The organism is Enterococcus ureasiticus, assembly GCF_001730285.1.
GTDB lineage: Bacteria > Bacillota > Bacilli > Lactobacillales > Enterococcaceae > Enterococcus_L > Enterococcus_L ureasiticus.
Window position 1 is genome coordinate 329,509 of the sequence record NZ_MIJZ01000012.1, and the last position, 25,072, is coordinate 354,580.

The 25,072-nt window shown below is 35.2% G+C and carries 23 protein-coding genes; 2 read left to right on the top strand and 21 right to left on the bottom strand.

The window, feature by feature from the left end; translation table 11 throughout:
- Positions 1-142: 142 nt before the first annotated feature.
- The 12 genes from BCR21_RS07500 to BCR21_RS07555 form a co-directional block, all read right to left on the bottom strand.
- Positions 143-1,399: a hypothetical protein gene (locus BCR21_RS07500; protein WP_069645865.1), complete on the bottom strand. Its 1,257-nt coding sequence runs from the start codon at positions 1,397-1,399 to the stop codon at positions 143-145.
- Between the two features lie 24 nt (positions 1,400-1,423).
- Complete coding sequence (locus tag BCR21_RS07505; protein ID WP_069645866.1) at positions 1,424-3,202, bottom strand: glucosaminidase domain-containing protein; 1,779 nt, start codon at positions 3,200-3,202, stop codon at positions 1,424-1,426.
- A gap of 18 nt (positions 3,203-3,220) precedes the next feature.
- Positions 3,221-4,342 (bottom strand): hypothetical protein, encoded by a 1,122-nt coding sequence (locus BCR21_RS07510; RefSeq protein ID WP_069645867.1) that lies wholly within the window; start codon positions 4,340-4,342, stop codon positions 3,221-3,223.
- Between the two features lie 1,016 nt (positions 4,343-5,358).
- Positions 5,359-7,311, bottom strand: coding sequence for a heavy metal translocating P-type ATPase (locus tag BCR21_RS07515; protein ID WP_069645868.1), 1,953 nt, complete (start codon positions 7,309-7,311; stop codon positions 5,359-5,361).
- 183 nt (positions 7,312-7,494) lie between these two features.
- The gene (locus tag BCR21_RS07520; RefSeq protein ID WP_069645869.1) at positions 7,495-9,135 is read right to left on the bottom strand and encodes a peptide ABC transporter substrate-binding protein; all 1,641 of its coding nucleotides are present in this window, start codon (positions 9,133-9,135) and stop codon (positions 7,495-7,497) included.
- Positions 9,136-9,168: 33 nt separating this feature from the next.
- On the bottom strand, positions 9,169-9,546 hold the full coding sequence (locus BCR21_RS07525) for an OsmC family protein (protein WP_069645870.1): 378 nt from the start codon (positions 9,544-9,546) through the stop codon (positions 9,169-9,171).
- Between the two features lie 178 nt (positions 9,547-9,724).
- The gene (locus BCR21_RS07530) at positions 9,725-11,041 is read right to left on the bottom strand and encodes a metallophosphoesterase (RefSeq protein ID WP_069645871.1); all 1,317 of its coding nucleotides are present in this window, start codon (positions 11,039-11,041) and stop codon (positions 9,725-9,727) included.
- Positions 11,042-11,158: 117 nt separating this feature from the next.
- The gene (locus BCR21_RS07535) at positions 11,159-12,583 is read right to left on the bottom strand and encodes a 6-phospho-beta-glucosidase (RefSeq protein ID WP_069645872.1); all 1,425 of its coding nucleotides are present in this window, start codon (positions 12,581-12,583) and stop codon (positions 11,159-11,161) included.
- The gene (locus BCR21_RS07540; RefSeq protein ID WP_069645873.1) at positions 12,580-14,460 is read right to left on the bottom strand and encodes a beta-glucoside-specific PTS transporter subunit IIABC; all 1,881 of its coding nucleotides are present in this window, start codon (positions 14,458-14,460) and stop codon (positions 12,580-12,582) included. Before BCR21_RS07540 ends, BCR21_RS07535 begins: the two co-directional genes overlap by 4 nt.
- Before the next feature lie 109 nt (positions 14,461-14,569).
- A complete protein-coding gene (licT, locus tag BCR21_RS07545; RefSeq protein ID WP_069645874.1) occupies positions 14,570-15,406 on the bottom strand; it encodes a BglG family transcription antiterminator LicT in 837 nt (278 codons plus the stop codon).
- 186 nt (positions 15,407-15,592) lie between these two features.
- Positions 15,593-15,925 (bottom strand): thioredoxin family protein, encoded by a 333-nt coding sequence (locus BCR21_RS07550; RefSeq protein ID WP_069645875.1) that lies wholly within the window; start codon positions 15,923-15,925, stop codon positions 15,593-15,595.
- 73 nt (positions 15,926-15,998) lie between these two features.
- The gene (locus BCR21_RS07555) at positions 15,999-16,766 is read right to left on the bottom strand and encodes a MerR family transcriptional regulator (RefSeq protein ID WP_069645876.1); all 768 of its coding nucleotides are present in this window, start codon (positions 16,764-16,766) and stop codon (positions 15,999-16,001) included.
- Positions 16,767-16,864: 98 nt separating this feature from the next.
- Here BCR21_RS07555 and BCR21_RS07560 point away from each other — a divergent pair, with 98 nt between their 5' ends.
- Positions 16,865-18,607: an ABC transporter ATP-binding protein gene (locus tag BCR21_RS07560; protein WP_069645877.1), complete on the top strand. Its 1,743-nt coding sequence runs from the start codon at positions 16,865-16,867 to the stop codon at positions 18,605-18,607.
- Positions 18,607-20,382, top strand: a complete 1,776-nt coding sequence (locus BCR21_RS07565; protein WP_069645878.1) for an ABC transporter ATP-binding protein — start codon at positions 18,607-18,609, stop codon at positions 20,380-20,382. The genes BCR21_RS07560 and BCR21_RS07565 overlap by 1 nt, the downstream gene beginning before the upstream one ends.
- A gap of 190 nt (positions 20,383-20,572) precedes the next feature.
- Here BCR21_RS07565 and BCR21_RS07570 read toward each other — a convergent pair whose 3' ends face one another.
- The 9 genes from BCR21_RS07570 to BCR21_RS07610 form a co-directional block, all read right to left on the bottom strand.
- Entirely contained in the window at positions 20,573-20,674 is a 102-nt protein-coding gene (locus BCR21_RS07570) for a putative holin-like toxin (RefSeq protein WP_420809824.1), read from the bottom strand.
- A gap of 129 nt (positions 20,675-20,803) precedes the next feature.
- Positions 20,804-21,091, bottom strand: a complete 288-nt coding sequence (locus BCR21_RS07575) for a hypothetical protein (RefSeq protein ID WP_069645880.1) — start codon at positions 21,089-21,091, stop codon at positions 20,804-20,806.
- Between the two features lie 34 nt (positions 21,092-21,125).
- The gene (locus tag BCR21_RS16620; protein ID WP_167351771.1) at positions 21,126-21,581 is read right to left on the bottom strand and encodes a DUF1292 domain-containing protein; all 456 of its coding nucleotides are present in this window, start codon (positions 21,579-21,581) and stop codon (positions 21,126-21,128) included.
- Positions 21,582-21,878: 297 nt separating this feature from the next.
- Positions 21,879-22,151 (bottom strand): hypothetical protein, encoded by a 273-nt coding sequence (locus BCR21_RS07585; RefSeq protein WP_069645881.1) that lies wholly within the window; start codon positions 22,149-22,151, stop codon positions 21,879-21,881.
- 137 nt (positions 22,152-22,288) lie between these two features.
- A complete protein-coding gene (locus BCR21_RS07590; RefSeq protein ID WP_069645882.1) occupies positions 22,289-22,714 on the bottom strand; it encodes a contact-dependent growth inhibition system immunity protein in 426 nt (141 codons plus the stop codon).
- Positions 22,715-22,823: 109 nt separating this feature from the next.
- Positions 22,824-23,051: a hypothetical protein gene (locus tag BCR21_RS07595; RefSeq protein ID WP_069645883.1), complete on the bottom strand. Its 228-nt coding sequence runs from the start codon at positions 23,049-23,051 to the stop codon at positions 22,824-22,826.
- Between the two features lie 425 nt (positions 23,052-23,476).
- Positions 23,477-23,953 carry a hypothetical protein gene (locus tag BCR21_RS07600; RefSeq protein WP_069645884.1) on the bottom strand — a complete coding sequence of 159 codons (477 nt, stop codon included), beginning with the start codon at positions 23,951-23,953 and terminating at the stop codon, positions 23,477-23,479.
- Positions 23,934-24,326 carry a hypothetical protein gene (locus tag BCR21_RS07605; protein ID WP_069645885.1) on the bottom strand — a complete coding sequence of 131 codons (393 nt, stop codon included), beginning with the start codon at positions 24,324-24,326 and terminating at the stop codon, positions 23,934-23,936. The genes BCR21_RS07600 and BCR21_RS07605 overlap by 20 nt, the downstream gene beginning before the upstream one ends.
- Positions 24,327-24,671: 345 nt before the next feature.
- A complete protein-coding gene (locus BCR21_RS07610; RefSeq protein WP_069645886.1) occupies positions 24,672-25,058 on the bottom strand; it encodes a hypothetical protein in 387 nt (128 codons plus the stop codon).
- Positions 25,059-25,072 lie beyond the last annotated feature (14 nt).

Here is a 25,072-nt window from a genome sequence, read left to right on the forward strand (position 1 = left end):
ATTGAATAATGTACTTTTCTAGGAGAATCTATGTATTTTCAAAAGATAAAATCCAGCAATCTGAGCTATTTTGCCCCATTTATTAACAAAAAAAACAGAAACACTTATAGTTTCCTAGTGTTTCTGCTGTCTTTATTAATGATTATACATTGTGTTCTCTTTGTTCAATCACTGATTCCAATAGTCTGTTTTCAGTTTGAATGATATCAAAAAAGGCACTGATTTTCTCTAATTGTTCATAATCGATTTGATATAATTTTACTCTAGGTTTCAAAAACAGGAACCCAGGACGAATTTTAACTCGTTCATTAATTAAATGACATTGCTCCATCATTGATCGTAAATCCATTTCTGAGACACTATTTTTAATATTCTCAATACGCGCTCGTTCATAGGTCCATTGATCTTTTGTTACGGTCATTTTTTCAGTGGTTGTTACTAATTGCCGATTCAACCGCCATGATTGTTCAATAAACTTCGCCTTTTTATACAAATCATCATACTGAATTAAATCAATACGCACAGGTTTATACCAGTCTTCTTCGTCAATTGACGTTTTCTGATACTTCTTGAACCGTTTTAAGCCACTAACGAGTAAGCTGTTTTCTATGGCGAGCAGCTCGTGCTCCAATTTTTCTTTTGCTACCCGCACACGTTCCTTTGACGCTTTCTCTCGCTTTAAACTTTCTTTTAAGAAAAGGACTTCGCTTTCTTCTGAGCGAACAATATCCAATATCTCAATTTCATCTTTTGGCTCAATTTCAAGTCTTTCCTCATCTTCAGGTTCTTCTTCATCTAATTCAGTTTCTTCTTCATCTAAAAATGAGCGAGTAAATTCTGCTTTTTTTTCAATATTTTCTTCTATAGATACTTCTACTGGAAAACTTAGTGTTTCACCAGAAAAAGGTACATTTTCTTCTTCCTGAAAAACAGAAAGAAGTTTTGCCTCTAGAATACTGCTGACAGACTCGCCTTTTGAATAACCCATCTGTTCCAAGCTAGCTGAAACGATAAATTGAATCGGCTCATCTTCTTCCTCAGAACTAAAAGAAACAGGAATCAATTCACAGAAATATGTACTAAAAATACCATCGACTTCTTCGACTATTTTGGTCCAAACAAATTGTGGGAAAAGCTCTTCTAATTCTTCCAATAGAACATCCCAATTTAATTGAGCCTGAAAAAACTGAATTTCCACATGCTTTTTGATAGGCGAAGAAATAACTTTTCGGGAAATTTCATCATTCTCCCGAAAAGTAAGGAAATCTCCTGTTGAGCGTTCATAGAGTGTTTCACACGCCTCAACGATTTCTTCCGCGTTATCTTTTTGGTAGAGAACGGTCCCCAGTGTGAATGGGATTGCTTGTTGATGAAAAAAAACATCGAAATAATCATTCATTAAACCGTTCTCCTTTCTTGTTTTTTATGATTGAAGATCATAAACTGGCGCTAAGATAAGCTGCTGTCCTTCAGTTAAGAAGTATTGATCTAAGTCGTTCCACTCTTTTAACGACCAAACTGAAATACCAGTCTTTTTAGAAATACTTGCTAAAGTATCTCCTTTTTTCACTTCATATGTTTCTTTTGTCTTCTTACGAGTTGCACTTACTTGATAATCTTTTGATTCTTTTTTAGTAGTTGTTTCTTTTGATGTTTTTGATTCTTGTTTGACAGTAGTTTCCTTTTTAGTCGATGATGCTGTTTTTATTTCTTTTTTAGCGTTTGTTTGACTAGTTTCTTGATCATTAAAAGCATTAGATAATTTTTGAACCATATCCAATGAACGATCTACAGCATCTTCTTTTGCTACAGTTGTTTCTTTGTCTTCTTGCTTAGGAACACTTAATTTTTGACCAATGAATAACATACGTCGGTCCAATTGATTTTTCTCCAGAATAGCTAGTGTAGAAATATTATATAGATCACTGATTGATTTTAGCGATTCACCTTTTTTCACGACGTGTGTAAGGTACTCGATATTTGCATCTTTTTGATCTTCTTTCTTCTCTAACTTATCAAAAGAAGTATTCAAGGTAATTTTTTTAGCTTTTTTAGTTTTCTTTTTATCTTTTAACGTATCATATTGCGTTAAGTCATAGGCATCGATCAAGCCATTCAGTTTTGAATTATAACTAGTATCGGTTGCATAACGTCCTGTTAAAAACTTCGTCGCATCTTTGTATGATTTTGTATTATTTTTCCAGGTACCGCTATAAAATCCGCTGCTAGAATCGGTACCACCTCTAAGAAGCTTCACATAGTCACCTAAAGATTCTTTATAAGAGGGATACTTTCTAAAATTAGAGCGAATCGTAAACATACCGCCAGAGCCATTATCTTCACTGGTCAAGAAATTCGCACTTGATCCTTCATAACTACCTTTGATACCAAATAAATTATAATTTGGCGCAGAAGCTAATGCACTATTTCCAGAAGCACTTTCCAAAATCGCCTGAGCAATCATTACTGACGCATATAAATTGTTCTCACCAGCAATCGAGCGGGCATCCTCACCAATTACTTTTACAAAACTTTTAGTTGTCAGATTGGGACTGATATGGAATACCTGATCTGATCCGCTAGCTGAACTTCCACTGGTGTTGTTTCCGGTAACCGTTCCAACTGTAGAACCAGTACTTGGTTGCGGAGTTGTTACACTCGGACGTTGTTGGATTGGACCTTGAACCGGTGGTGTTGGTCTGCTTGGTGCAGGTTTCGGTTTAGTTGGTTTTGGCTTTGGTTTCGGTTTTGACGGAGTTGTTGTTGAACTCGTCGTACTTGAGTCAGTACTGCTACTTGTTGTACTTGTCGTTGTGCCAGTCGTTGACGTACTTGTTGTTGACGTATTCGTGTCAGATGTATTTGTTGACTCTGTTGTGTCTTGTGTAGAGCTAGTTTCATCTGATGAACTGGACGATTCACTACTTGTTTCTTCAGTCGAATCAGCTGTTGAAGAAGTGGTACTATTTTCGGTAGAGGAACTAGATTCTATGCCTTCTACTGTACTTTCTGTTGTTTCATGTTCCTTAGTTGAAGATAAAATTGCCACACTCTCGTGTTCTTCGGAACCAGAAGTTGCTTGATTGTCAATTTCTTTAGCAACGATTGGTTCAACATCGGTAACAGAAAGGACAGCACTTGAAGTAAGTAACCCTACACTTAATAATCGTAACTTTTTACTGTTTAGATTTCTTTTTTTCATTTTGTGTCCTCTCCTTCATTATTGATACGGATCGTCTTTCACCAAGTTGATGATTTGGTTGAATGCTTGTTCTGATTCTTCTTTAACATCTTTGATGCGTTTGTAATAGTTTTGGTATTCTTGTTCTGCGCGTTCTAAGCGTTTTAAAACTCCAGCTTTTTTCTTAGTCTCTTCATTGATAAGCTGTGCACGTTGATTTGCTTGATTGATGATTTCTTTTGCTTGTCTCTTGGCATCCAATAAAACTTCGCCAATGTCTTCTTTAGATAATTGTTGATCAACATCCATCGTTTTTTGAGCAAGTTGACGTTTTGTCATTTCTAGCTCTTGACGAACTTTCGCTAATTCTTCATAGGCACCTGTATCTGTTGGTGTATCTGATGCCATGATCACGATACGATCTTCTGAAAGTTTATCGATTTCTTCTTGTTTTGCTAGAAGCTCTTGTTCGTACTGTCTGATTTTATTTGCAAAGCGTTCTGCTTTTTTACGGTTTAAGTCAGTTTCATCGATTTGACGATTACTTTCACGTAGTAAGCTATTGTATTTACTTTTTACTTGTTCCAGTTCTGCCATACGAGCATCATAATCTTTTGGTACAGCTTGTACCATTGACAATTCATTTTCCAATGATTCACTTGTTTGACGTGCAGCTTCTACTTCATTTTGTAATTGAGAATTTTCTCTCTTACTCTTACGTAGCTCTACTTTTAGCTCTCGAAGTTGGCTTTGAAGCTGTTCATTTTCTTCTTGAAGTTCTTCTAATTCGTCATCATCGATCACTTCGTTGACTGGCGGTCTCTTTTTCTTTGGTTTAGGCTTTCTAGGTACTGGAGCCTGCTTTTTCTTTTTCATTGAGAATAATGAGCGAGCTTCTTCTTCATCGTCATCATCGTCATCATAATCTTCATCATCATCGTCGTAGTCTTCATCATCGTCATCATCGTCGTCGTAGTCTTCGTCGTCATCATAATCATCATCGTCGTAGTCTTCGTCGTCATCATAATCATCATCGTCGTAGTCTTCGTCGTCATAATCTTCATCATCATCATATTCATCGTCGTCGTAATCTTCGTCATCATATTCATCGTAATCTTCATATTTTTTTCTTTTTTTACCTTTGCCAAAAATTTTTAGCATATGCTCACTTCCTTCTACAAAAATGGGGCTATCTCTTATTTTATTGATTATTTTTCTAAACGTGCTAATTAAATACTAAGTAATTTATGTGTTTGTCTATATATGTAACTATAGTGACACGTGCAGTAAACTTTTTATTGTAAAAATAATCAACTTCACTACTAAGTGTGTTTTTCAGTAACTGTCAATACACCTCACTCAGCTAAACATGCTCATCATATATCGCTATTATACGTTTGATAAAAAACGATACTCCAAAACCTTAAAAAAACGTGCCTACCTCTTTCTATTTTATCAGAAAAAGCTCAAACAAACAAACTGAAAGAGCAGTTTATTTTCATTTTAGCGAACCTAAAATTACTGTCTAGTCTATTATTTTAAAAAAACACATTTATAAAAAAGGAAATAATGTTTTTTTATTATAAACATAACCAAAAATCGTCATTATTTTTTGTTTCATGATATAAAAACAAATAGATTCAATCCATCATATATGTATAATTGATTAAACAACTAAATAATCATTTCGCCTTCCCTATCGTGAAAAAACGCCCTTATTATATACAAAAATCAATCAAAACCAATAATTGAATACAACAAAAAATGTATGTTTTTTAAAAAAAATAAAAATATCCTATTATTAAAAATACCGTTCCCAAATATTAAAAATAATATTATTCATTTTTAATAAATTAAAACCCTCTATTTATTTGTTATTAATTTAATTATAAAAGAGCAATTGTATTAGATGATTTTTTTCATCGTTCACTGTTTTTTCACATAAAACCTTGGAAATATTCACAGTTTACAAGTTCATTTTTAACTAAACTATCCGTATGAAGCATTTTAATAATAAATCATTGATGGCAATAATTGGATTTACCGTTTAAAAGCCACTTTTCAATCACAACAATTCAATCTAGTATAAAAAATGATTGGAATACGACTCTGTGAGTCATATCCCAATCAAATGGATCTTGATAACCAGCTGACGATAAATCAATTTCTTCATTTTTCTATTCTTTCGATGGAAGCAATAAGCGTAGCCCGTTCAAAATAACTAGCAAGGTACTACCTTCATGCGCAATAACACCAATCGTGATATCCATTTTTCCAAGAATATTCAAGGTGATCAATAGAACTACGATAAACATTGAAAAGATGATGTTTTGCCAAACAACTCGATCCAAACGTTTAGAAATTTTATGAGCATAACTGAATTTAGTCAAATCATTTTGCATCAATACCGCATCCGCTACATCGATTGCGATATCTGTACCATCTCCCATCGCTACACCAATATCTGCTGTTACTAACGCTGGTGCATCGTTGACACCATCACCTAGCATCGCTACATTGCCAAAACGAACTTGTTGGTCTTTGATGATCGCGGCTTTATTTTCTGGTAAGACATTCCCAACAACTTCGTCGATTCCAATTTGACGTCCAACTGCTTGTCCTGTTAATTCCGCATCGCCAGTGATCATTGTTGTGTGGATACCTTGTGATTTCAGATAACTGATCACGTTCTTTGCATTTTCATTTGGTACATCCATCATCGCAATCAAACCGATTACTTCATTATTTTTAGCAAAATAAACAACGGTTTTACCTTCTTTTGCGTATTGTTCATTATGAGCATTGATTTGGGTATTCACTAGACCAAAAATTTCTGGTTTACCGATTTGATAAGTATCACCAAGATATTCTGTCACTAGCCCTTTACCAATTTCATTTTCCACTGTTAATGTCAATTCTGTTGTAGCATTAAATTTGGCCAAGATTGCATTAGCTAAAGGATGATTAGCTGTTTTTTCCATTGCAACAATTAAATCGATACACGTTTGCTCCGTTAATTGTGCTGTATCGGTCAAGAAATAAAAATCTGTTACGGATGGTTTGCCTTTCGTCAATGTTCCCGTTTTATCAAAAGCGACTGATTTGATCGTTGCCAAGTTGGCTAGATAAGAGCCACCTTTAAATAAAACACCTCTTTTCGCTAAATTGGAGATTCCTGATAACGTTGCTGGTACAGCACTAGCTGCCAGTGCACACGGTGATGCTGAAATCAAAAATACCATCCCGCGATAAAAACTCTCATCCCATGACCAATTAAATAAAAACGGACCCACTGCAATAAAAATCGGTACTACAATTAAAACGATCGTCACATAATAAGGTTCTAATTTTTGAATCTTAGTTGCCGTTTTGGATAAGTTCGATTGCGATTGATTAACTAATTGAAGAATTTTGGCAAACACTGTATCATCGCTGTCTTTCGTAACTTCCATCGTAAATGTACCGCTGCCGTTTATGGTACTACCAAATACTTCGTCACCAACTGTTTTTTCTCTAGGGATACTTTCACCATTGATAGACGATTCATCGATTGAAGTCCTTCCCGATAGAATAATGCCATCTGTCGCAATTTGGTCACCATTTAATACTTGTAATTTGTCACCGATCTTTAGAGTAGCCACGTCAACTGTCTTCACGCTGCCATCAGCTTGGATCAGGCGAGCTTCTGTTGGGTTCATTTTAAGTAGATTGGTAATTTCTCTTTTACTGCGGGCTTCTGCATACTCTTCAAGAAAATGTGCTGCTGCAAAAATGATAATCAGTAATGCTCCTTCTTCATAATTTCCGATGATCGTTGCACCAAATGCGGCTAAGGTCATCAAAATATGGACATTCGGTACAAACTTTCTTTGCTCTTTTGATTCACTGATCGTATCTTCAATACCCTCTATAATGATGTGATAACCAGATAGTAACATCGCACTGACAAAGAGAATATTCTGTAATAAAGAGCCTTCATTAATGAAGAATGCCCCAATAAAAATAGCTAATCCTGTAAAAAATAAAATAACTGGGGATTTTCCATGGCTATGATCGTGTCCATGACTACTGTCATGGTCATGTCCTTTTTCATTTGAGCAATTGTGATTGTGTGCTTTTGTTGTTTCCATTTTACTCTTCCTCCTTTTTGGTTGCTTTCTGAAAAAATACATCTTATTTCTTTCAAATGAATATTCGTTCATATATCATAAACCTATAATACATGAATAATCGTTCATGTGTCAAGTGAAAAATAATTCTTTTTTTCACAAAAAAACTAGAGCAAGGTTTTTACACTTTGCTCTAGCTTTTAATTATTTGGTTTCTTCTACTTGAATATATTTAAAGCTATACGGCGAACCAAAACTATGTTTGACTACCCCACTGATATTTTTCTTTTGCAGTAATGCTGTTTGTTGTTGATAAATCGGTGAGATCGTATAATCTTCTGCTAATAGAAGATGTTCTGCTTGTAATAGATCTGACCATCTTTTTTCTTCATCCGCTGCATCCGTATCAGATGCAGCTTGAATCAAATGATCATATGCTGGATTTTTGTAATTGACGTGGTTTAACCCTGAATTAGAGGCAAACATATCTAAAAATGTGATCGCATCTTTAAAATCGGGCATCCACTGACCAAAAGCAATGTCATAATCCCCAGATAAATAACGTTCCTGCACATTATTACTTGGTAATGTGGTGATTTCAAATTTGATACCTGGCAATACTTCAGCGATTTGACTAGCCAAATATTCAGCTGTTTTTTTCTCTGTATCTGTATCTTTAGTTAGATAAACTAATGTGATATTTTCTTTATTCAACTCTTCTTTCGCTTGTGTATACGCTTTTTGTGCTGCGGCTTTATCGAATATTTGCTGAACGCCACTTTCTTTCCGGAAATCTTCGTTTGTTTTTGGATTTTGAACAAAGTTCTCTGGAACGAATCCTGTTGCTGCAATAGAACCGTCTCCTAAGACATTCTTCACGAAGGTTTCTCGATCGATTGCTAAAGAGATTGCTTTGCGTAAGTTAAGATTTGCCAACGGTTTGCCTTGACCTTGATTAAACCGTAGATACCCCATTTTTGTGTCATTTTGATTTTGAAAATCAGGATCATTTTTATATTGTTTAGAAAATTCTCCATCTAACACAACTCGATCTAACTCATCCGTTTGATATAAATTAACTGCTGTGCTTGTTGATTTTACAACGGTTGTTTGAACTTCATCAACTTTCACATTCTTCTTATCCCAATACTCTGGATTTTTGACGTATTTCCAAGTATCAGAATTTTGTTCCCAATCTTCTAGAACAAAGGGGCCATTATAAATAGTTGTTTTAGCAGAAGTTCCATAGTCACTCCCTTGTTTTTCAGCAAACGCTTGATTGATTGGGAAAAATGTTTCAAACGTCAGTAAAGAAGTAAAGTAAGGAATTGGTTTGATCAGATGGATCACTAATGTATGCTCATCGGGCGCTTCTACCCCAAGTTGCTCTGGCTCCATTTGCCCCTGATAAATAGCATCTGCATTTTTGATAGAAGAAACGAATAGACTCGCATAGGACGGTGCCGTTTCTGGTGTAACTGCTCGTCTCCAGGCGTATAAAAAGTCCTTAGCTGTAACAGGATCGCCATTTGACCATTTTGCATCTTCTCTTAGAGAAATCGTATATGTTTGCTTATCTCCGCTGATTTCTGGTAATTCTTTGGCTACAGCTGGAATTGCTTCATCTTTTTCATTTAATTGGTAAAGCCCTTCAAGGACTTGATTTTGAGCATTGAAACTAGTGAAATCTTCTTCCTGCGTTGTATCAAGAGTGAGCAGTTCTGCTGGTTCGGTAAAGTGAACAACTGCTTTTTTCGATTCATTCACTTCTGTTTTTCCAGCCGAATTACAACCTGTCACAAAAACTAAGAGTGAAAGTGTACTAATTACAAAAAACTTCTTCATTCTATTCCTCCTTATGGAACAATTGATGCTAAACTAAACAAAAATCAGGTTTTCAACAACTGCTATTTCTGGGTCTAGCGATTGCATGACTGGACAGTTCTTTCCAATCAATTTCAGTGCTCGCTCAGCTTTCCCCTGTTCATCTTCTGCAATATGGATTGAAAAAGTAATCACGACGCGACTTAAAGGTTTCGCTTGTTTAGCTTCTGCTCGTTCATAAGAGATATCGACCTTTTCAATCGTAAAATCGATGTTAGAATTGGTTAATATTTTTTCATAAACATAGGCTCCGCAGGCACCGATAGATGCAACTAACATTTCAACTGGCGAAAACCCGATATCCTTTTTTAATAACCAGTTGCCACTTTGGTGTACCAATTCAAATCCCTTTTCACCTGAAATCAATTCCATGATTTTCGCTCCTCTGCTTCATTTATCGTTTATTTTTATAGCGTTTTCTTTATCTTATTATGATAGTACAAAACGCGTGAAACTGATAATAGTTTATTCGCAGGTATGATAACCAAAAGCTATCAATAAAAAAACTCCCCTCATTCATCTGAAATTTGGGAAGTCTGTAAAGAATATATTAATCAAAATTCTGTTTTAATCGATTATCTTCTTGGTTGTTGTCTTGAATAATCGAATCGATGTATTCTTTTAAAAATTTGCTATGTTCAGTAATGATTTGATACCCAGCTTCTGCTTTGATTTTTTCTACTTCTTTATCTGTAATAAAATCATTCCCAGAGAAAAAGCGATAATTGACCTGCCCCACAAATTCAGCTGCCGTATCTAATTTTTGGCTATCTGATAAGCCAGCATCGATCAATTGAGAATAGCCTAGTCTTTTTCCATCTTCAATAAAAAGTTCTTTGATGTATTGAGGATAATTTTCTATTTCAGAAACGGAATGCGTATTTTCTTGTTTTTGATAGTCAAATGAATTTTCATTTAGTTTGACTACACCATAAGCTTGAGGTGCAATCGAAAAGGAACTGGATACAATTTCAGTTAGCGGTTGATCTTTTATCGTTTCAGTCATGATATCTTGAGCATGGATATGGCCAGAAAAAACAATCGGTACTTGATATTCTACTAATACTTGCTTGAATTCGTCTGCATTGTTGAGAACAAAGCCGCTTGATAATAGCTTGTTATGAGCATAAATATTGTGATGCACGAAAACCAGCGTTTTTTTCTTTTCTTGTTTTGCTTTTTCTAGTTGCTTTTTGACCCATTTCATTGTTTTACCGCGAATCGTACCACCAGTTGTGGGGCTTGTTTGAGGCTGATTATCTTCTGGATATATATTGGAATCAAGGAACAGAAAATTATATTTTTGATTGACTGACACTGAATAGCTTAATGAATTTTTATCGTAGTTCGTAGCATTTTGATACCCAAAGTCAGCAAATATTTCTTTAAAATCAGCGATTGAAATCGCCTCTGTTTTTTCCTGTTTATCCCCAACAAATTTTCTAGCCCAGCCGTCATTGACATCGTGATTTCCTGGAATGACAAAAACGTTGATTCCTTTGTTTGTTAATTGTTTGAGTAATTCAGCTAGCTTTTCAGCACTGACTTTTTCCCCATTTAACGTTAAATCTCCTGTAATGATCAGCATATCTGGTTTTTGTTTAATGGCTTTGTTGATAAATGACTGCCAGCTTTCTTTTTGATAATCCAGTTCTTTTCCTGCTGCTGTTTCTTTGATTTTTTTGAATGCGATCCCTGAATCCGTTAAACTTTTATCGATATAATGCGGATCACTGATTACCCAAAATTCAATGGCTTCTTTTTTGAATAATGCCTCTTCTTGCTGTTCTTGATTCCGATTAAAATAAATGATTGCCCCTACTATTACTACTATACTAAGTAAAATAAATCCGATCTTTTTTTTCATTCATTAATTCCCCATTCTCTATCTATCCACTCTATTTTATGCTTTTTTACAGAAAAAAGCTCTCACTGTATTTATTTTACTAAAATACAGTGAGAGAAACTTCTATAATAATGTAGTTTAGATTTCTGCTCCATTCGTTTGGATCAAGTGTTTGTACCACTCAAACGAATCTTTTTTAATGCGTTTTAATGAACCATTCCCTTGATTGTCACGATCTACATAAATAAACCCGTAGCGCTTACGCATTTCTCCAGTTGTAAATGAAATTGGATCGATACAGCCCCAAACCGTGTAGCCTAAAACATCTACACCATCTAGCTCAATTGCTTTTTTCATTTCTTTGATATGTTGGCTAAGAAAATCGATTCTTTCTGTATCGTGTACTTTATCTTCTATTAAAGTATCCGCATAACCAAAACCGTTTTCTACAATAAAGATCGGGCGCTCATAACGATTACTTAAAAGATTTAGATAGTGACGTAATCCAGCCGGATCAATCGACCAGCCCCATTCCGTCATACTAACATAAGGATTTTCAACCAGAGAGCTGTCTCCAAGCAAATCATCTTCCAAACGAATCGCTTCTGGTCGTGTTGAAATCGTATTGCTTAAATAGTAGCTGATGCCAATATAATCTACGGTTCCAGCTTTTAATGTCTGTAAATCTTCATCCGTAATATCCAGTTCATAGCCGTTTCTTTCCCATTCTTTAATTGACCACCGTGGATAATTTCCTCTTACTTGGACATCCGTAAAGAATAATTGCTTTTCATCTTCTTGCTGAGCCGCGATAATATCATTAGGGTCACTCGTCAGCGGATAGTTTGGTGTTGCCGCCAGCATACAACCGATTTGAAAATTAGGATTGATTTTTTTCCCTTCAGCAACTGTAATTGCCCCCGCCACAAATTGATAATGCGCTGCTTGATACATCGTTTTTAATTTATCTTCGCCTTCATGATAAAGAATACCTGAGTTGGTAAAGGAATAGATTGGATTTTCCAAAATGCGTTGATTATTGATTTCATTAAAGGTCATCCAGTATTTTACTTTGTCTTTATAACGCTCCATCACGGTCACTGCAAATTTAGTGAAAAATCCGATCAGTTCACGACTACGCCAGCCGCCATAGTGTTTAACCAAATGATACGGCATCTCAAAGTGTGACAACGTAATAACAGGCTCAATGCCATGTTTCAATAATTCATCAAATAAATCGTCATAAAACGCTAGTCCAGCTTCATTCGGTTCTTGTTCATCACCATTTGGAAAAATTCTCGTCCAGGCAATACTCGTTCTTAGACATTTAAAGCCCATCTCAGCAAACAATTGGATATCTTCCTGGTAATGACCATAAAAATCGATTGCTTCATGGTTAGGGTAAAATTTCCCTTCTATAATACCATCTGTAATTTCTCTAGCGTGATCTTTTGAACCAGAGGTCATTACATCTGCAATACTCACGCCTTTACCACCTTGATTAAAACCGCCTTCGACTTGATGAGCAGCTACTGCACCACCCCATAAGAAATCGTTTCTCATTTATCCGTTTCCTCCTTGCTTGAGCCTACAACAAATAGTTTTGTTGCGGGAGTTACTGACTCAGTGGTATTGATAATGTTCATCGTTTCCATACTTTGACCATCTGTTAAAATCACTGGTGATGTCATTGCATAGCCTTCTTGTTCGATCTTTTCACGATCAAATACTAGTAACGTTTGCCCACGTTTGATCGTATCGCCCATTTCAACTTTTGTTTCAAAGTGTTCGCCATTTAAATTGACTGTGTTGATTCCGATATGGATCAATAATTCACTGCCTCCATTTGATTTTAATCCAATTGCATGTTTTGACGGGAAAATCGCTACGACGGTTCCATCAAATGGCGCAACTACTTTATTGTCAGTCGGAATAATGGCTACTCCTTTTCCAGCAATTTCACTCGAAAATACATCATCATCTACTTCTTTCAATGGAATCACAGTTCCTTCAAGTGGTGCATAAACCGTCGTTTCATTCATTACTTGTTCGCTCAACGGTTCTTCTTGAAAATCATCTTCCCCTTGATCTGTTTCTGGTAAGAAATCTGTCATTTCATCTTCTTTGACACCGAAGAAATACGTCAATATTGCACCTGCGATCAAAGCGGCACCCACTCCGATGAAATAACCAACTTTAGGTGTATAAACTGGAATAGAGAAAATATTATGGAACACATAAGCATTCATCGTAACACCGGTCACACCACATATTGCACCACCAATGGCACCAGAAATTGCTACGATTGGCAATAAACGTTTGTATCTTAAAATCAGCCCATAAACGATTGGTTCTGTTACCCCTGCAAATAAACCAGTCAACGCTAACGGTCCAGCTAAAGCTTTCATTTTAGAATGTTTTTTCGATTTTAAATAAAAACCGATTGCGATCCCAATTTGAGCAAAAACAGCCGCAACAGCCATTCCTTCAATGGAATCACCACCCATAACAGTCAAGTTTTCAAGCGTAATTGGTGAAAAGCCCCAATGCAGACCAAACATGACCATGAATGGCATTCCGCCGCCTAATACGATTCCTGAAAGCAGCGCACTTTTGCCGATCAACCACATAACACCTTGTGATAATGCATCACCGATCACTGTTCCAAAAGGACCGAAAAGTAAGGCTGTCAACGGAACCATGATCATCAAACTAAACATCGGCACTGCAAATAATTGTAGGTCTCTAAATATAATTTTCCGTAAAAGTTTATCCACAAATGAGTAGATAAAAATTGCTACAAAAATCGGGAAAATAGTCGTTGCATAATCAACAACATTTAAATTGATTCCTAGAAAATCAAGTTTTTCCTGACCAATCATTCCAGTAAATGACGGTTCCAGTAACGCTGCACCGATTACCCCACCCACATACATATTGCCGCCAATTTTTTTAGTCAACGTGATTCCCAGAAAAACAGGTAAGAAGTAAAAGATTGCATTACTCGCAGCACTCAATACCATGTAAGTTGAACTAGTATCCGCTAAGAGTTTCATTTCAACTAAAATCGTTAATACAGCTTTGATCATTCCAGAACCTGCCATTGCTGGAATCAATGGTGAAAAGGCACCAGAGATCACTTCAAACACATAATTGAAACTTAGTTTTTTTTCAGTCTTAGGTGCATCTTCATTTAAGTCAGCCAACGATTGGATCGCCGCATAATAATCTGGTACTTTACTACCGATCACTACTTGATACTGTCCACCACTATTGACCACAGACATTACATACGGTAGTTTTTCCAAAGCTTCTTTATCCGCTTTTTTTGTATTCTTCAAACTGAATCTTAAACGCGTCGCACAGTGAACTAAACTATTGATGTTCGACTTGCCACCGACAAGTTCGATGATTTTTTTACTCTCTTCTTCATAACGCATGATGGTAGTTCCTCTCTTCGATTCATTTTTTTTATAAAAAAAGTGACCTAAGAAACACTTATAAACTAAGTGTTTTTCTTAGGTCACGCCTGCTTCACCAGTAACGATCCTATTGATTGCTTGATAAGCGATTTAAGTGAAGAGTTAAGTACATCAATTCATCATTGGAAATTTTCCAATCATATTGTTGTTCCAAAAATGTTTTGATTTTGACTGCACACTGATAATCTTGTTCATATTTGACAGCGATCAGATTGATCAAGGATGAATCCTCATTTGATGAAACTTCTTTATCCAACTGTCTTTTGACAAAGTAACGAATATGGGTAATGAAACGAGTAAAATCATAAGACGTTTCATCATACTCTTTCCCATAATGGTATTTAATAATATCGATAATGCTTTGAATGATTTTGGTTGTCAACATTGTTTCGTTCATATTACTAGTTGAGTTATAGGCATTTACAAAATGAAGGGTAATAAAGGCTGCTTCCTGGTCTGGAATCTCAATACCTGTTTTCTCTCGCATCATCTGAACGGCTTTTAATGCAAAGGCATATTCTTTTGTGTAAATCTGTTTGATGTCCCACTCCAATGGTGAGCGCATTTGCAACCCTTCTGCTGCTCGATTTAAGACAAAACCGATATGATCGGACAATGTCAGCAAAATAGAATCATCAATAGACTGTTCTAATTCTGCTTCGCCTAATTGAATAATATCACTGGCCAGTTCAATATCTTCAATATCGATTCGTGCAAGCAGGTTGTCTAAGTTATTAACGGAATTGTTACCTTCAAGAACAAATCTTTTTTCAATCAGGGCTGAATCGATCACGTCACCTTCACGCTTGTTGAAGCCGACGCCTTTGCCCATAATGATTTCTTCGATATTGTCATCATTTAAAACCAAAGAAACATTATTATTAAAAACTTTCAGTATTTTCATTGAAATTATCTCCTGTTCTTGACTTGAAAAACGAAAAAAGACCTGACCATATCAAACATCACCAAAAAAAGTAATGTGAGAGGTCACGCCTGCTTAACCAGTAACGATCCGTTGACCAAAGTATACAACGTCTTATTTTCTTTGTCAATAGTACGCTTACATTTTGATAACAGATACCCTCACACATTATATTTGGCTCTCTTTAAACGAATACACTTGCTCAATCGAATTAGCTAATTTTTTAAACTGAACAAATTTCCCTTCACGAAGATACTCTTTTCCATCGACAAAAAAAAGTAAGGTCGGTGCTGAGAAAATTAAATATTCAGCTGAAATTGCTTTGACTTTATCCGCTTCCACTTCTCTTAATTTTATTTTAGGATAGTGTTTTAATAGTTCGGTCAATTTAGGTCTAAGCGCGTGACACACAGAGCAATTTTCTTGTGAGACATATAAAAAAGCCAGATGTGTTTCATTTATAAAGGTTAATACCTCTTGAATTGTTTGCAATTTTTTCATTGGTCGATCATCCTTTTTTGATTGGCTAAATCATAGCATCTTCTCAGTAAGTTTACGATATTTATGCCCTACTTTACTTATTTACTTCGATCCACGCTTTGTAATAATCACGGTAAAATCCTTCTTGATCCTCCGCAGTCATGATATAGCGTCCAACCATTGTTCCTGTCTGATAGCCTTGTTTCTCCAATTTTTCTTTCATCGACCGGAAATTATTTTCTGAAGGATCATCTGATTTGATTGTCAGCAGAAATTGTTTATATGAATATTTTGGTTGCTCTATTTGTTGCCAAATTGTGGCTTCTTCTACAAATTCTTTTGTAGTTACGGCAAAACCGTAGATGATTTCTTTTTCATTTTTAGGATCGATGCAAACCACTAGACTAGAAGGATTGTCAATATACGTCTGTAATTCATTTGGATCTTTTAAATCAATCGGAATAATTCGTTCTACATCTAATGGCTCATCAAGAAATTCTTTTTCTTTCAACTCGATCAAGCTCAATAATTGGTCTTTTCTGTGTTTGATTCCTCGTTGCTTTTTCTCAAGTTCAGCTAACTCTGCAGCAACTCTCGTTTCTGTTTCATCTAATATAGTCCATAATTCCTCTGGCGATTTTCGATAAAGGTTCGTCATTTTATTGATGGGTATATCAAGCTTACGGTAAAAATCAATATCACTGATTGTTAGAATATCCTCCATATCGAACATCCGATAACCATTATGTCTATTTCTAGAGGATGTCAGTAAATTCATATCATCCCAATAACGAATCTTTGACTTGGGTAATTTCATGATTTCAGCCACTTGTCCTACCGTCAATAATTTCTCTTTTTCCATAAGCTCACCTCTTATTTTAATTATAAACAAAAACCGTTGACATTCAAGTGACTTGAAGGTGTAGAATTCCCTTTGAGTCTTTAAAAGGAGGAATTTACATGAAAATCATTCAGTTTTTCATTAAAAAGAATAGGACACTTATTTTTACTACAGTAATTTGCTTATGTTTGCAAATTATCGGGACACTTGGGGTACCGTTACTCGTTGCTCAATTGATCGATGTGGGGATTGCGAGCGACGACGAGCAATCGATCAAAACAATTGGAATTAAAATGCTCGCAATGGCTTTATTTGGTGCGCTCTCAGCCATTGCTGGAAGTTATCTTTCAGCTAAAGTAGCAGCGAAATTTGGTTTAGAAACACGGGAGATGTTTTTCAACAAGCTTCAAATATTTTCTATTAAAGATGCAGACAATTTTGGAACTGGTTCGCTATTGACACGAATGACAAATGACGTTGACAATATTCAGCAAATGATCGTGTTGTTTCTACAGCTAATTTTACCAGCTCCGATCATTGCCATATTCTCACTTTATATGACCTTCACTTACTCAGCGACATTAGCTTTAGTTCCACTGATCGCAATTACAGCTTTTGGATTGATCGTTTATATCTTAATGAAAAAAGGGACACCTCTTTCCTTATTGATCCAACCTAAAATGGACAAGATCATCGTGACTTTACGAGAGTTTTTTACTGGGATCAATATGATTCGGGCTTTTAATAATCAAGATTATGAAGAAGAACGAACAAATAAAACATTTTCAGACTATGCGAATGGCATGATTCGAGTAAATAGTATTTTTGCTTTTATTACGCCGGTTGCCTTCTTGCTTATGGGGATCGTTTTCTCTTCTATTCTATGGTTTGGCGGAAATTTAGTTGCGCTTGGGACTTTGCAAATTGGTACTGTTTCAGCCGTCGTGGAATATTCTTTACTAACGCTCGCTTACTTGATGATTGCAGCAATGGTTTTAGTTATGTTGCCTAGATCCCTTGCTTCAGTAAAAAGAATCGAAGAAATTTTGAATACGCAAGACCAAATTCTTGATACTGATCAACCAGTTTTACTTGAAAACTCAAGTTCACAAGACGCTTTGATCGAGTTAAATCACGTGACATTCAGTTATGATCAAGCTGATGAACCCGTTTTAGAGCACATCCATTTCAGTATTCCTAAAGGAAAAACAACCGCTATCGTTGGCGGAACAGGATCTGGTAAAAGTACGGTTGCTAAATTGTTATTACGACTTAGCGACGTCTCAGATGGTGCGATATTATTTGATGGCGTGGATATTCGAAATGTTACGCAAGAAGAATTACGTTCTAAAATCAGTTACGTTCCTCAAAAAGCCTTTCTATTTAGCGGAACCATCAAGAGCAATTTATTGATGGGCTATCCTGAAGCAACGAAAGCAGATATGGATCGAGCAGCTGAAATTTCTCAACTTGCATCCTACCTTGCTACCTTAGAAGATGGCTACGATTCATTTGTGGCTCAAGGTGGAACGAACTTCTCTGGTGGTCAAAGACAACGTTTGTGTATCGCTCGAGCGTTGATCAAACCTGCCGATATTTATATCTTTGACGATAGCTTTTCAGCGCTTGATTATCAAACCGATGCCGCATTAAGACTCGCTTTAAAAGAAGAAATGGCAGATAAAACATTGCTGATTGTTGCACAAAGATTAAGCACGATCCAACAAGCTGATAACATTATTGTCCTAGATGAAGGAAAAATCGTAGGTCAAGGAACTCACAATCAACTCTTACAAAGTAATAAAACATACCAAGAGTTTGCCCGCTCACAAGGGATTATCAAGGAAGGAGCGCTAGTCTGATGGAAAAATTAAATAAACAAACATTAAAACGATTCTTTCAATTGATTCGACCTGAACGCCCGATATTTTTCGGTTTGATTTTATGTAGTTTGATCGGTAATGCCTTAGTCATTGCCATGCCTTTCATCATGGGTATCGCCATCGATGATTTGCTTACACTAATCAAAACTCATGGAGTCGGTCATATTACCTTCCCAATGGTGCAAGAAGCTTTATTGACACCTGTTTTGATTCTGATCGTATTTTCGATCATCAGTAGTTTAATGTCATACACCCAAGAACGTGTGATGGCTTCTTTAAGCGAACGGATCACATTAAGAGTCAGAAAAGAAGTCACGAAAAAGTTCAAATCATTGCCAATGGCCTTTTTTGACCAACACCAAGTTGGGGATATTTTAAGCCGAACAACAACTAGTTTAAATCAATTGTCACAAGTTTTCCTAACTGGGATCAATCAATTCTTCACATCGATCTCAACGATCGTCTTTGCTGGGATCATGTTATTCTACATCGACGTAAAACTGACATTGATCGTAGTTTTACTGATTGCAGGAAGTTCATTCTTAACAGGAAAAATTGCGAATAAAAATAAGAAACTGGCCGAAGTAAGTCAGGCAGAACTTGGGATTTTAAATAACAAAACAGAAGAGTTTTTATCAGGTAATTTAGTGACAAAAACATTCAATCAACAAGCTCATGCGAAAGAGGTTATTGCACAAACGAATCAACAGCATTACAAAGCCTTTCTAAGTGCGCAATTTATGAACTTTGCGATTTATCCAGCGATTCGTTTGATCAATCAATTGGCTTTTATCGTCAGTGCAATCATTGGTGCGTTCTTAGTTTTACAAGGTGGTATCACGATTGGGTTGCTTCAAGCTTATCTACAATATATCAATCAAGTGTCTGAACCAATTTCTACCGCTTCTTACGTCATTAACTCGATTCAAGCAGCGTTGGCAGCTGTTGATCGGATCTTTGAGATTTTAGATGCCGAAGATGATGTTCCAGAAAAAGCAAACGTACAAATCATCGATCAACCAACTGGCGCCATTGCTTTTGATAAGGTTCAGTTTGGTTATACAGAAGAAAAAATGTTGATGAAACAAGTTGATTTCACGGTTAAACCGAAACAAATGGTGGCAATCGTTGGACCAACTGGTGCCGGTAAAACAACGTTAGTGAACTTACTGATGCGTTTTTATGAATTAAATGGCGGTCGAATCACCTTTGACGGCGTGGATATCACAGATCTTTCAAGAACAAATCTACGTGCCATGTTTGGAATGGTTTTACAAAATACGTGGCTGTTTGAAGGAACGATTGCGGAGAATATCGCGTATGGACGAATGGACGCAACACGGGAAGAAGTCATTGAAGCTGCTAAAATTGCGCAATGTGATCACTTTATTCGAACATTGCCAAATGGTTATGATTCGATCATTTCCAGCGAAAACGGCTCATTGTCACAAGGACAGCAACAATTATTGACGATTGCCAGAATCATATTGGCAAATCCTCCTGTGGTTATTTTGGATGAAGCGACGTCTAGCGTGGATACTCGAACGGAAGCTCATATTCAAAAAGCAATGGACGAAGTGACAAATAATCGAACAAGCTTTGTGATTGCACACCGTTTGTCTACGATTGAAAATGCTGATTTGATTTTAGTGATGAAAGATGGCGATATTGTGGAAAAAGGCAATCACCAAGAATTATTGGCGAAACCTTCGTTGTATGCATCGTTGTATAATAGTCAGTTTCAGCAAACTTAAGTAGAATTCTATGAGTTGGTTACTCTTTTTAAATGAGTAGCCAGCTTGTTTTTTATTGAAAAATTTAGTGTAATGTAGATGAAAAGAGGGATATGCGTTAACATATCCCTCTGGTATAGAGCTGTTTAAGACGGTAGCAAATCTTATATCATTTTGAAATGATCGCTAACTTGCCAAAGTTATTGAACGGTCATTTCTTTTTGTCTTTAAGCAAAGCAACAATCAATTTGATCAAAGTAATGGTAAACATACCAAAGCTTAGAATCAACTTAATTGTCTCTAATGCAGACAAAAGGCTTTCTCCTTCCATAGATTTTAGTACTTACATTCATAAGCACCTCCACCTTTCAGAAGTAGCCACCATCATAACTTCTCTATAACAATTAGTATATCCTACTAATTGTACAGGCATTCCGTATTTTTAAATTTCTTTTCGAACTAAAACACAATATTCATTTTTAAAATTCGCTTCATAATCTCCTAGAATACGGATAATTTTTTGTTCTAATTTACTGATTCCAAGTTTTTCATACACTTTACGCTGTGATCTCCAATGAATCAGCCAAAAAAGAATACCGCCAGAAAACCAAACGAATTGATCTACTTCTGTTGGGCAGTGAGTGATTAATTCAGGTAGCCGTCCGACAATTTCACCAGTAAGCACATAATCCTCTTTTCTTTTTTTCAGATGGTTATACAGTGACTCCATATCGTTTAATTCTATTGTTTTTTCCTCCGTTTTTTTATTCTTGTGCTAGATAGGTATCAAATACTTCCTCAAGCAACTCCCATTCCTCATCTGTTTCTATATGCCTGAGACCATTGTCCATTCCTACCCCATCTTTACTACTAGTCGTTGAATAAGCCATGAACTCGCCTTCGTCGTTGTCCGTTTCTTGATAGATGTATAGATAATTTTTACCGAATTGCTTTTGAGCATCGATTTTTAATACGACTGTGCAAAGTTCTTCATTTCCATCATCATCAAATAGAAGGAACTTCTCCGAGCTTTGCCCTACGAATGATTCGTAATATACAGTGTATTCAAATTTATCACTTTTGTATTTTGATTTGAGGTTGTTCTGGTTGTTGTATATATAGATAGTGAAGAGTAGTAGTATGGAAAAAATGAGTAGTGGGACTTTTTTCAATTTAGTTATTTTTGATTTTACGTCATTTAGTATGTTTCTAAAATTCAACCTGTTTTCTCCAACTTTTATTATTTTCTTAATTATACTCTTTTGACTTCTTTAACATCTATTCTTTCATTATTTGCTTCTTAAAAATTTTACTTCATAATATCTTTTTTACGTTTGATAATATGCAATAATGCACCTTTGAAATGTCTAGAAAAATCTCTGGAATTTTTTCACAACAAATACGACTCGCTTTTGTTAGCTATTGATGACTTGATTAGTGAGTATATGCTTATTAATCAAGAGCTTACTAACTAAAATCAATCGGATAATAAACTGCCTTTTTTATTCTATACTTCATTAGAAATCTGATGGTTCTGTATATTCAATATGACTTTCTGACAAACCATTCGGATATTGTTCTTTCGGATACTCTCTTTCTAAAAGATCATTAAAATTGTTTATGGTTTCTGTGAGTGCTTCCTCTTGAGTTTTACCAAAACCAACAGCACTCTCTGGATAATTATCATCAGATCTCAATTTTATATTAACATCTGTGTATCCAGAGAACGTATCTGTATTATCTTCATAAATCTTTATTTTCATTTTTCCATAAGGAAGAATTCCTACCATCCAAATATTCTACTCACCGACACATCGTTCAATTTTTGAAACATTTTTTAAAGATAAATTTTTCCACATAACACATTTCTCCCTTTATTGTTTTCCATTGGAGACATAATATTATTTGCCCAACTTATTTTGTAGCCTTATAATTTGGATACTGCTCTTCTGAATTCATCGTATCCTTCCATAATCTCATCTCGTTCAAAATCAAAATCCCACATAGATTCGTCTATGTTCTGTTCTATATAAGTAGTTAGTTCCTTTAGTTGCGCCTTATATGCACTCAATTTTTCTATAGGTTCTTTAGCTAACTGCTCCAAAAATTGACCATCCCACATTTCTCCTGCTAGTGGATCTTCTATAATAAACGATATTGCTTTTTTTATTGCTAAATCTTCTAGTTCATGCTGTGAGAACATTGTGTATACATCATTTTCGTCTACTTCGTCCTCTGTTTTGTTCAGCAACTTTTTTAGCCAATTATCATACTTTTCATCTGTAATAGGAAAAGTATCATCAATCTGGTAAATATTTTTTATTTTTTCAGCTGTTTCTCTATGCTCTAACATTAATTTAGCTCTCCATTTATCATGTCCAAAATAAATTCTCCAAACTTATCATATAAGATTTCATTAATTTTAGGATAATATAAGAATATATTTCTCTCTTTTATTAATTCTAAAACTGATCCTTTATTTCTTCCCAAATATTCAAAATAGTTTTATCTCCTATTCGAGCCTTCTCCAATAAGTCTGTTGCAGTTTTAAACTCTTGAGTTTCCTCACTAGATACAGTCGTTAGATAGTTACCATCATCATTTCTACTCATCCAATATTCTTCTCCATTATAATAAAAGTTATATTCTTCACCATAAGATAAACTATTTGCCATTTCTTTATATTCCATTGTTTTTTCTCCTTAGTCTTTATTTTCTGCTAGGATTTCCATCTGGATCATATTTCCATTTGTGTTCAAGAGTGTATTCAGGATGTTTTTTAGAATTTCCGTGATTAGTCATATCTACATCACGAATAGTTCTTCTTATAGTCAAATTTTCTTTAGATGGTTTTACAATGAATACAGTTCGATTTTTGTCAGCTATTGGTAACTTGATTGGCGATTTTCTGCTTACTAGTCAAGGCTTTATCATTTAATTACCAGTCTTGTGATAAATTCCTTTTTTTATTTAATACTGTATTTGTCTCTGAACAGACAAATACAGTCATTCCAGTTTTTGAGTATTTATTGGCCACTTGATTCATGAGGCTAAGTTTTATTATTCTAGGTGTTATCAATTGATTACCAAACTTTTCATAAAATGCCTTTTTCATTTAATTTGAATTATACTCTTCTAAATCTTTAGATACAGAAGAATATACCTCTGTAAATTTATCAAGAATATTCATATCTTTTGCCTTGACTAATAACACTGTACCATCCCATGAAATAAATTCCGTATCTCCTAAAGGATGAATTATTTCTACTTTGGGACTCCACAATGATTCATTACCATCTGCTGTTGGTAGAGGAACATTCAAAACATCATTTAGTGTAGTTCCATTTGGAAAACTTGTAAATACACCCCAAATAAACATTATTTCTTCTTGATTAAAAAGCTCTTTTAACTCTGTACCTTTCATCCAAACATAATCTTTGTCTATTGGTATCTGTTCAAATGGATAAATATTACATTCATAGTTACTAATAAGCCAAAATTTGTCTAATTCTTTTTGTGGGAGCAAATTAAATATTTCTGCCATATTTGCTATATAACTTGTTTTTAATTCTCTAATTATTAATCCTTTCATGTTGAACTCCTATTCTATTATTTTGATGGTCTTGTTTTTTGGGATCCGACCAATCCCAGGTATGTTCATGAGGAACTTTGGGGTGTAATTTGGGATTACCATGGTCAGTATGATGAATATCTTTAATTACTCTTCCATTCTCATCAAAAATTCTTTCGCTAATTAATTTACCATTTTCATCTACTCTTTTTATAACAGTATTTGGTTTGTGTATTGTAGGCAATTTATTATTCGTAGTTGTTTCCACTGCAACCTTAGTCCCACTATCAACGATCGGCGGTTTTTTCGCCGTTTGTCCCGCTTTTCCTTTACCCACATTCGTAATCTGCTTAGCTCCAACACCTAACGCTACTAAACTATTGACTAACGACAATCCTCTTGCAAGTCTTTCTGCTGGTGTTAACTTTTTTCCCTGTCTGTCTTGAAGTAATCTGGACCATACTTTTCCAGCATTCGAGCAACCCAGTCATTAAATAGGAATGATTTCTCGATATCTTCTGGATCAGCTATCGTTCATCCTTCTTTGACCCAACACCAGACTTTTCCGCCGTTAAAATCAATTTGCTTGTACTCTAAGCCATCCATATTCGGCATTTGATTTTTTCTTAATTTTTTTGATGCCCTAAAAAACGGTATCAGTATTTTTTTACTGTACCGTTTCAATAGGCTCCAATTAGACAAGAGAATAGAATCTTATGAAATATATTAAATATTTCTGCTATTTTTGTTGGTGCATGTTTCTTATACAGTCAATTACTTCTTTTCTATTCTTTATCAAGTCAATAAAATTTTCTCTGTTTAATTGTACTCTTGTATTGCTTTTATCAACACCATGTTCTTCACTTAACACATCAATTATTAAAACTTTACTTTCCGTATTAGAAAGTAAATATTGATTACCTTCCAAAAATACCCCCTCATACTGATCTCCTTCATAAAGAATATCTTTATATTCTTTTATTTTAGTTTCGTTATCTGAATTTATAAAATCTATTGTTTCTTGTAAATTCTCATCATCAATTTCAGAAAGTAAAAAATCTTCTATTTTAACTCTCTCTTGCTCGCTAAGTCCACACAGAATACTTTTTATTTTGTTATTTTCCATTAAAATTCCCCCTA

Coding starts and splice junctions, on each gene's coding strand:
- BCR21_RS07575 (WP_069645880.1), bottom strand. CDS start 21,091: ATGGAGTCACTGTATAACCATCTGAAAAAAAGAAAAGAGGATTATGTG.
- BCR21_RS07540 (WP_069645873.1), bottom strand. CDS start 14,460: ATGCGTTATGAAGAAGAGAGTAAAAAAATCATCGAACTTGTCGGTGGC.
- BCR21_RS07610 (WP_069645886.1), bottom strand. CDS start 25,058: ATGGAAAATAACAAAATAAAAAGTATTCTGTGTGGACTTAGCGAGCAA.
- BCR21_RS07515 (WP_069645868.1), bottom strand. CDS start 7,311: ATGGAAACAACAAAAGCACACAATCACAATTGCTCAAATGAAAAAGGA.
- BCR21_RS07550 (WP_069645875.1), bottom strand. CDS start 15,925: ATGAAAAAATTGCAAACAATTCAAGAGGTATTAACCTTTATAAATGAA.
- BCR21_RS07500 (WP_069645865.1), bottom strand. CDS start 1,399: ATGAATGATTATTTCGATGTTTTTTTTCATCAACAAGCAATCCCATTC.
- BCR21_RS07510 (WP_069645867.1), bottom strand. CDS start 4,342: ATGCTAAAAATTTTTGGCAAAGGTAAAAAAAGAAAAAAATATGAAGAT.
- BCR21_RS07565 (WP_069645878.1), top strand. CDS start 18,607: ATGGAAAAATTAAATAAACAAACATTAAAACGATTCTTTCAATTGATT.
- BCR21_RS07555 (WP_069645876.1), bottom strand. CDS start 16,766: ATGGAAAAAGAGAAATTATTGACGGTAGGACAAGTGGCTGAAATCATG.
- BCR21_RS07595 (WP_069645883.1), bottom strand. CDS start 23,051: ATGGAATATAAAGAAATGGCAAATAGTTTATCTTATGGTGAAGAATAT.
- BCR21_RS07560 (WP_069645877.1), top strand. CDS start 16,865: ATGAAAATCATTCAGTTTTTCATTAAAAAGAATAGGACACTTATTTTT.
- BCR21_RS07505 (WP_069645866.1), bottom strand. CDS start 3,202: ATGAAAAAAAGAAATCTAAACAGTAAAAAGTTACGATTATTAAGTGTA.
- licT (WP_069645874.1), bottom strand. CDS start 15,406: ATGAAAATACTGAAAGTTTTTAATAATAATGTTTCTTTGGTTTTAAAT.
- BCR21_RS07530 (WP_069645871.1), bottom strand. CDS start 11,041: ATGAAAAAAAAGATCGGATTTATTTTACTTAGTATAGTAGTAATAGTA.
- BCR21_RS07600 (WP_069645884.1), bottom strand. CDS start 23,953: ATGAAAGGATTAATAATTAGAGAATTAAAAACAAGTTATATAGCAAAT.
- BCR21_RS07585 (WP_069645881.1), bottom strand. CDS start 22,151: ATGGTAGGAATTCTTCCTTATGGAAAAATGAAAATAAAGATTTATGAA.
- BCR21_RS07590 (WP_069645882.1), bottom strand. CDS start 22,714: ATGTTAGAGCATAGAGAAACAGCTGAAAAAATAAAAAATATTTACCAG.
- BCR21_RS07535 (WP_069645872.1), bottom strand. CDS start 12,583: ATGAGAAACGATTTCTTATGGGGTGGTGCAGTAGCTGCTCATCAAGTC.
- BCR21_RS07525 (WP_069645870.1), bottom strand. CDS start 9,546: ATGGAATTGATTTCAGGTGAAAAGGGATTTGAATTGGTACACCAAAGT.
- BCR21_RS07520 (WP_069645869.1), bottom strand. CDS start 9,135: ATGAAGAAGTTTTTTGTAATTAGTACACTTTCACTCTTAGTTTTTGTG.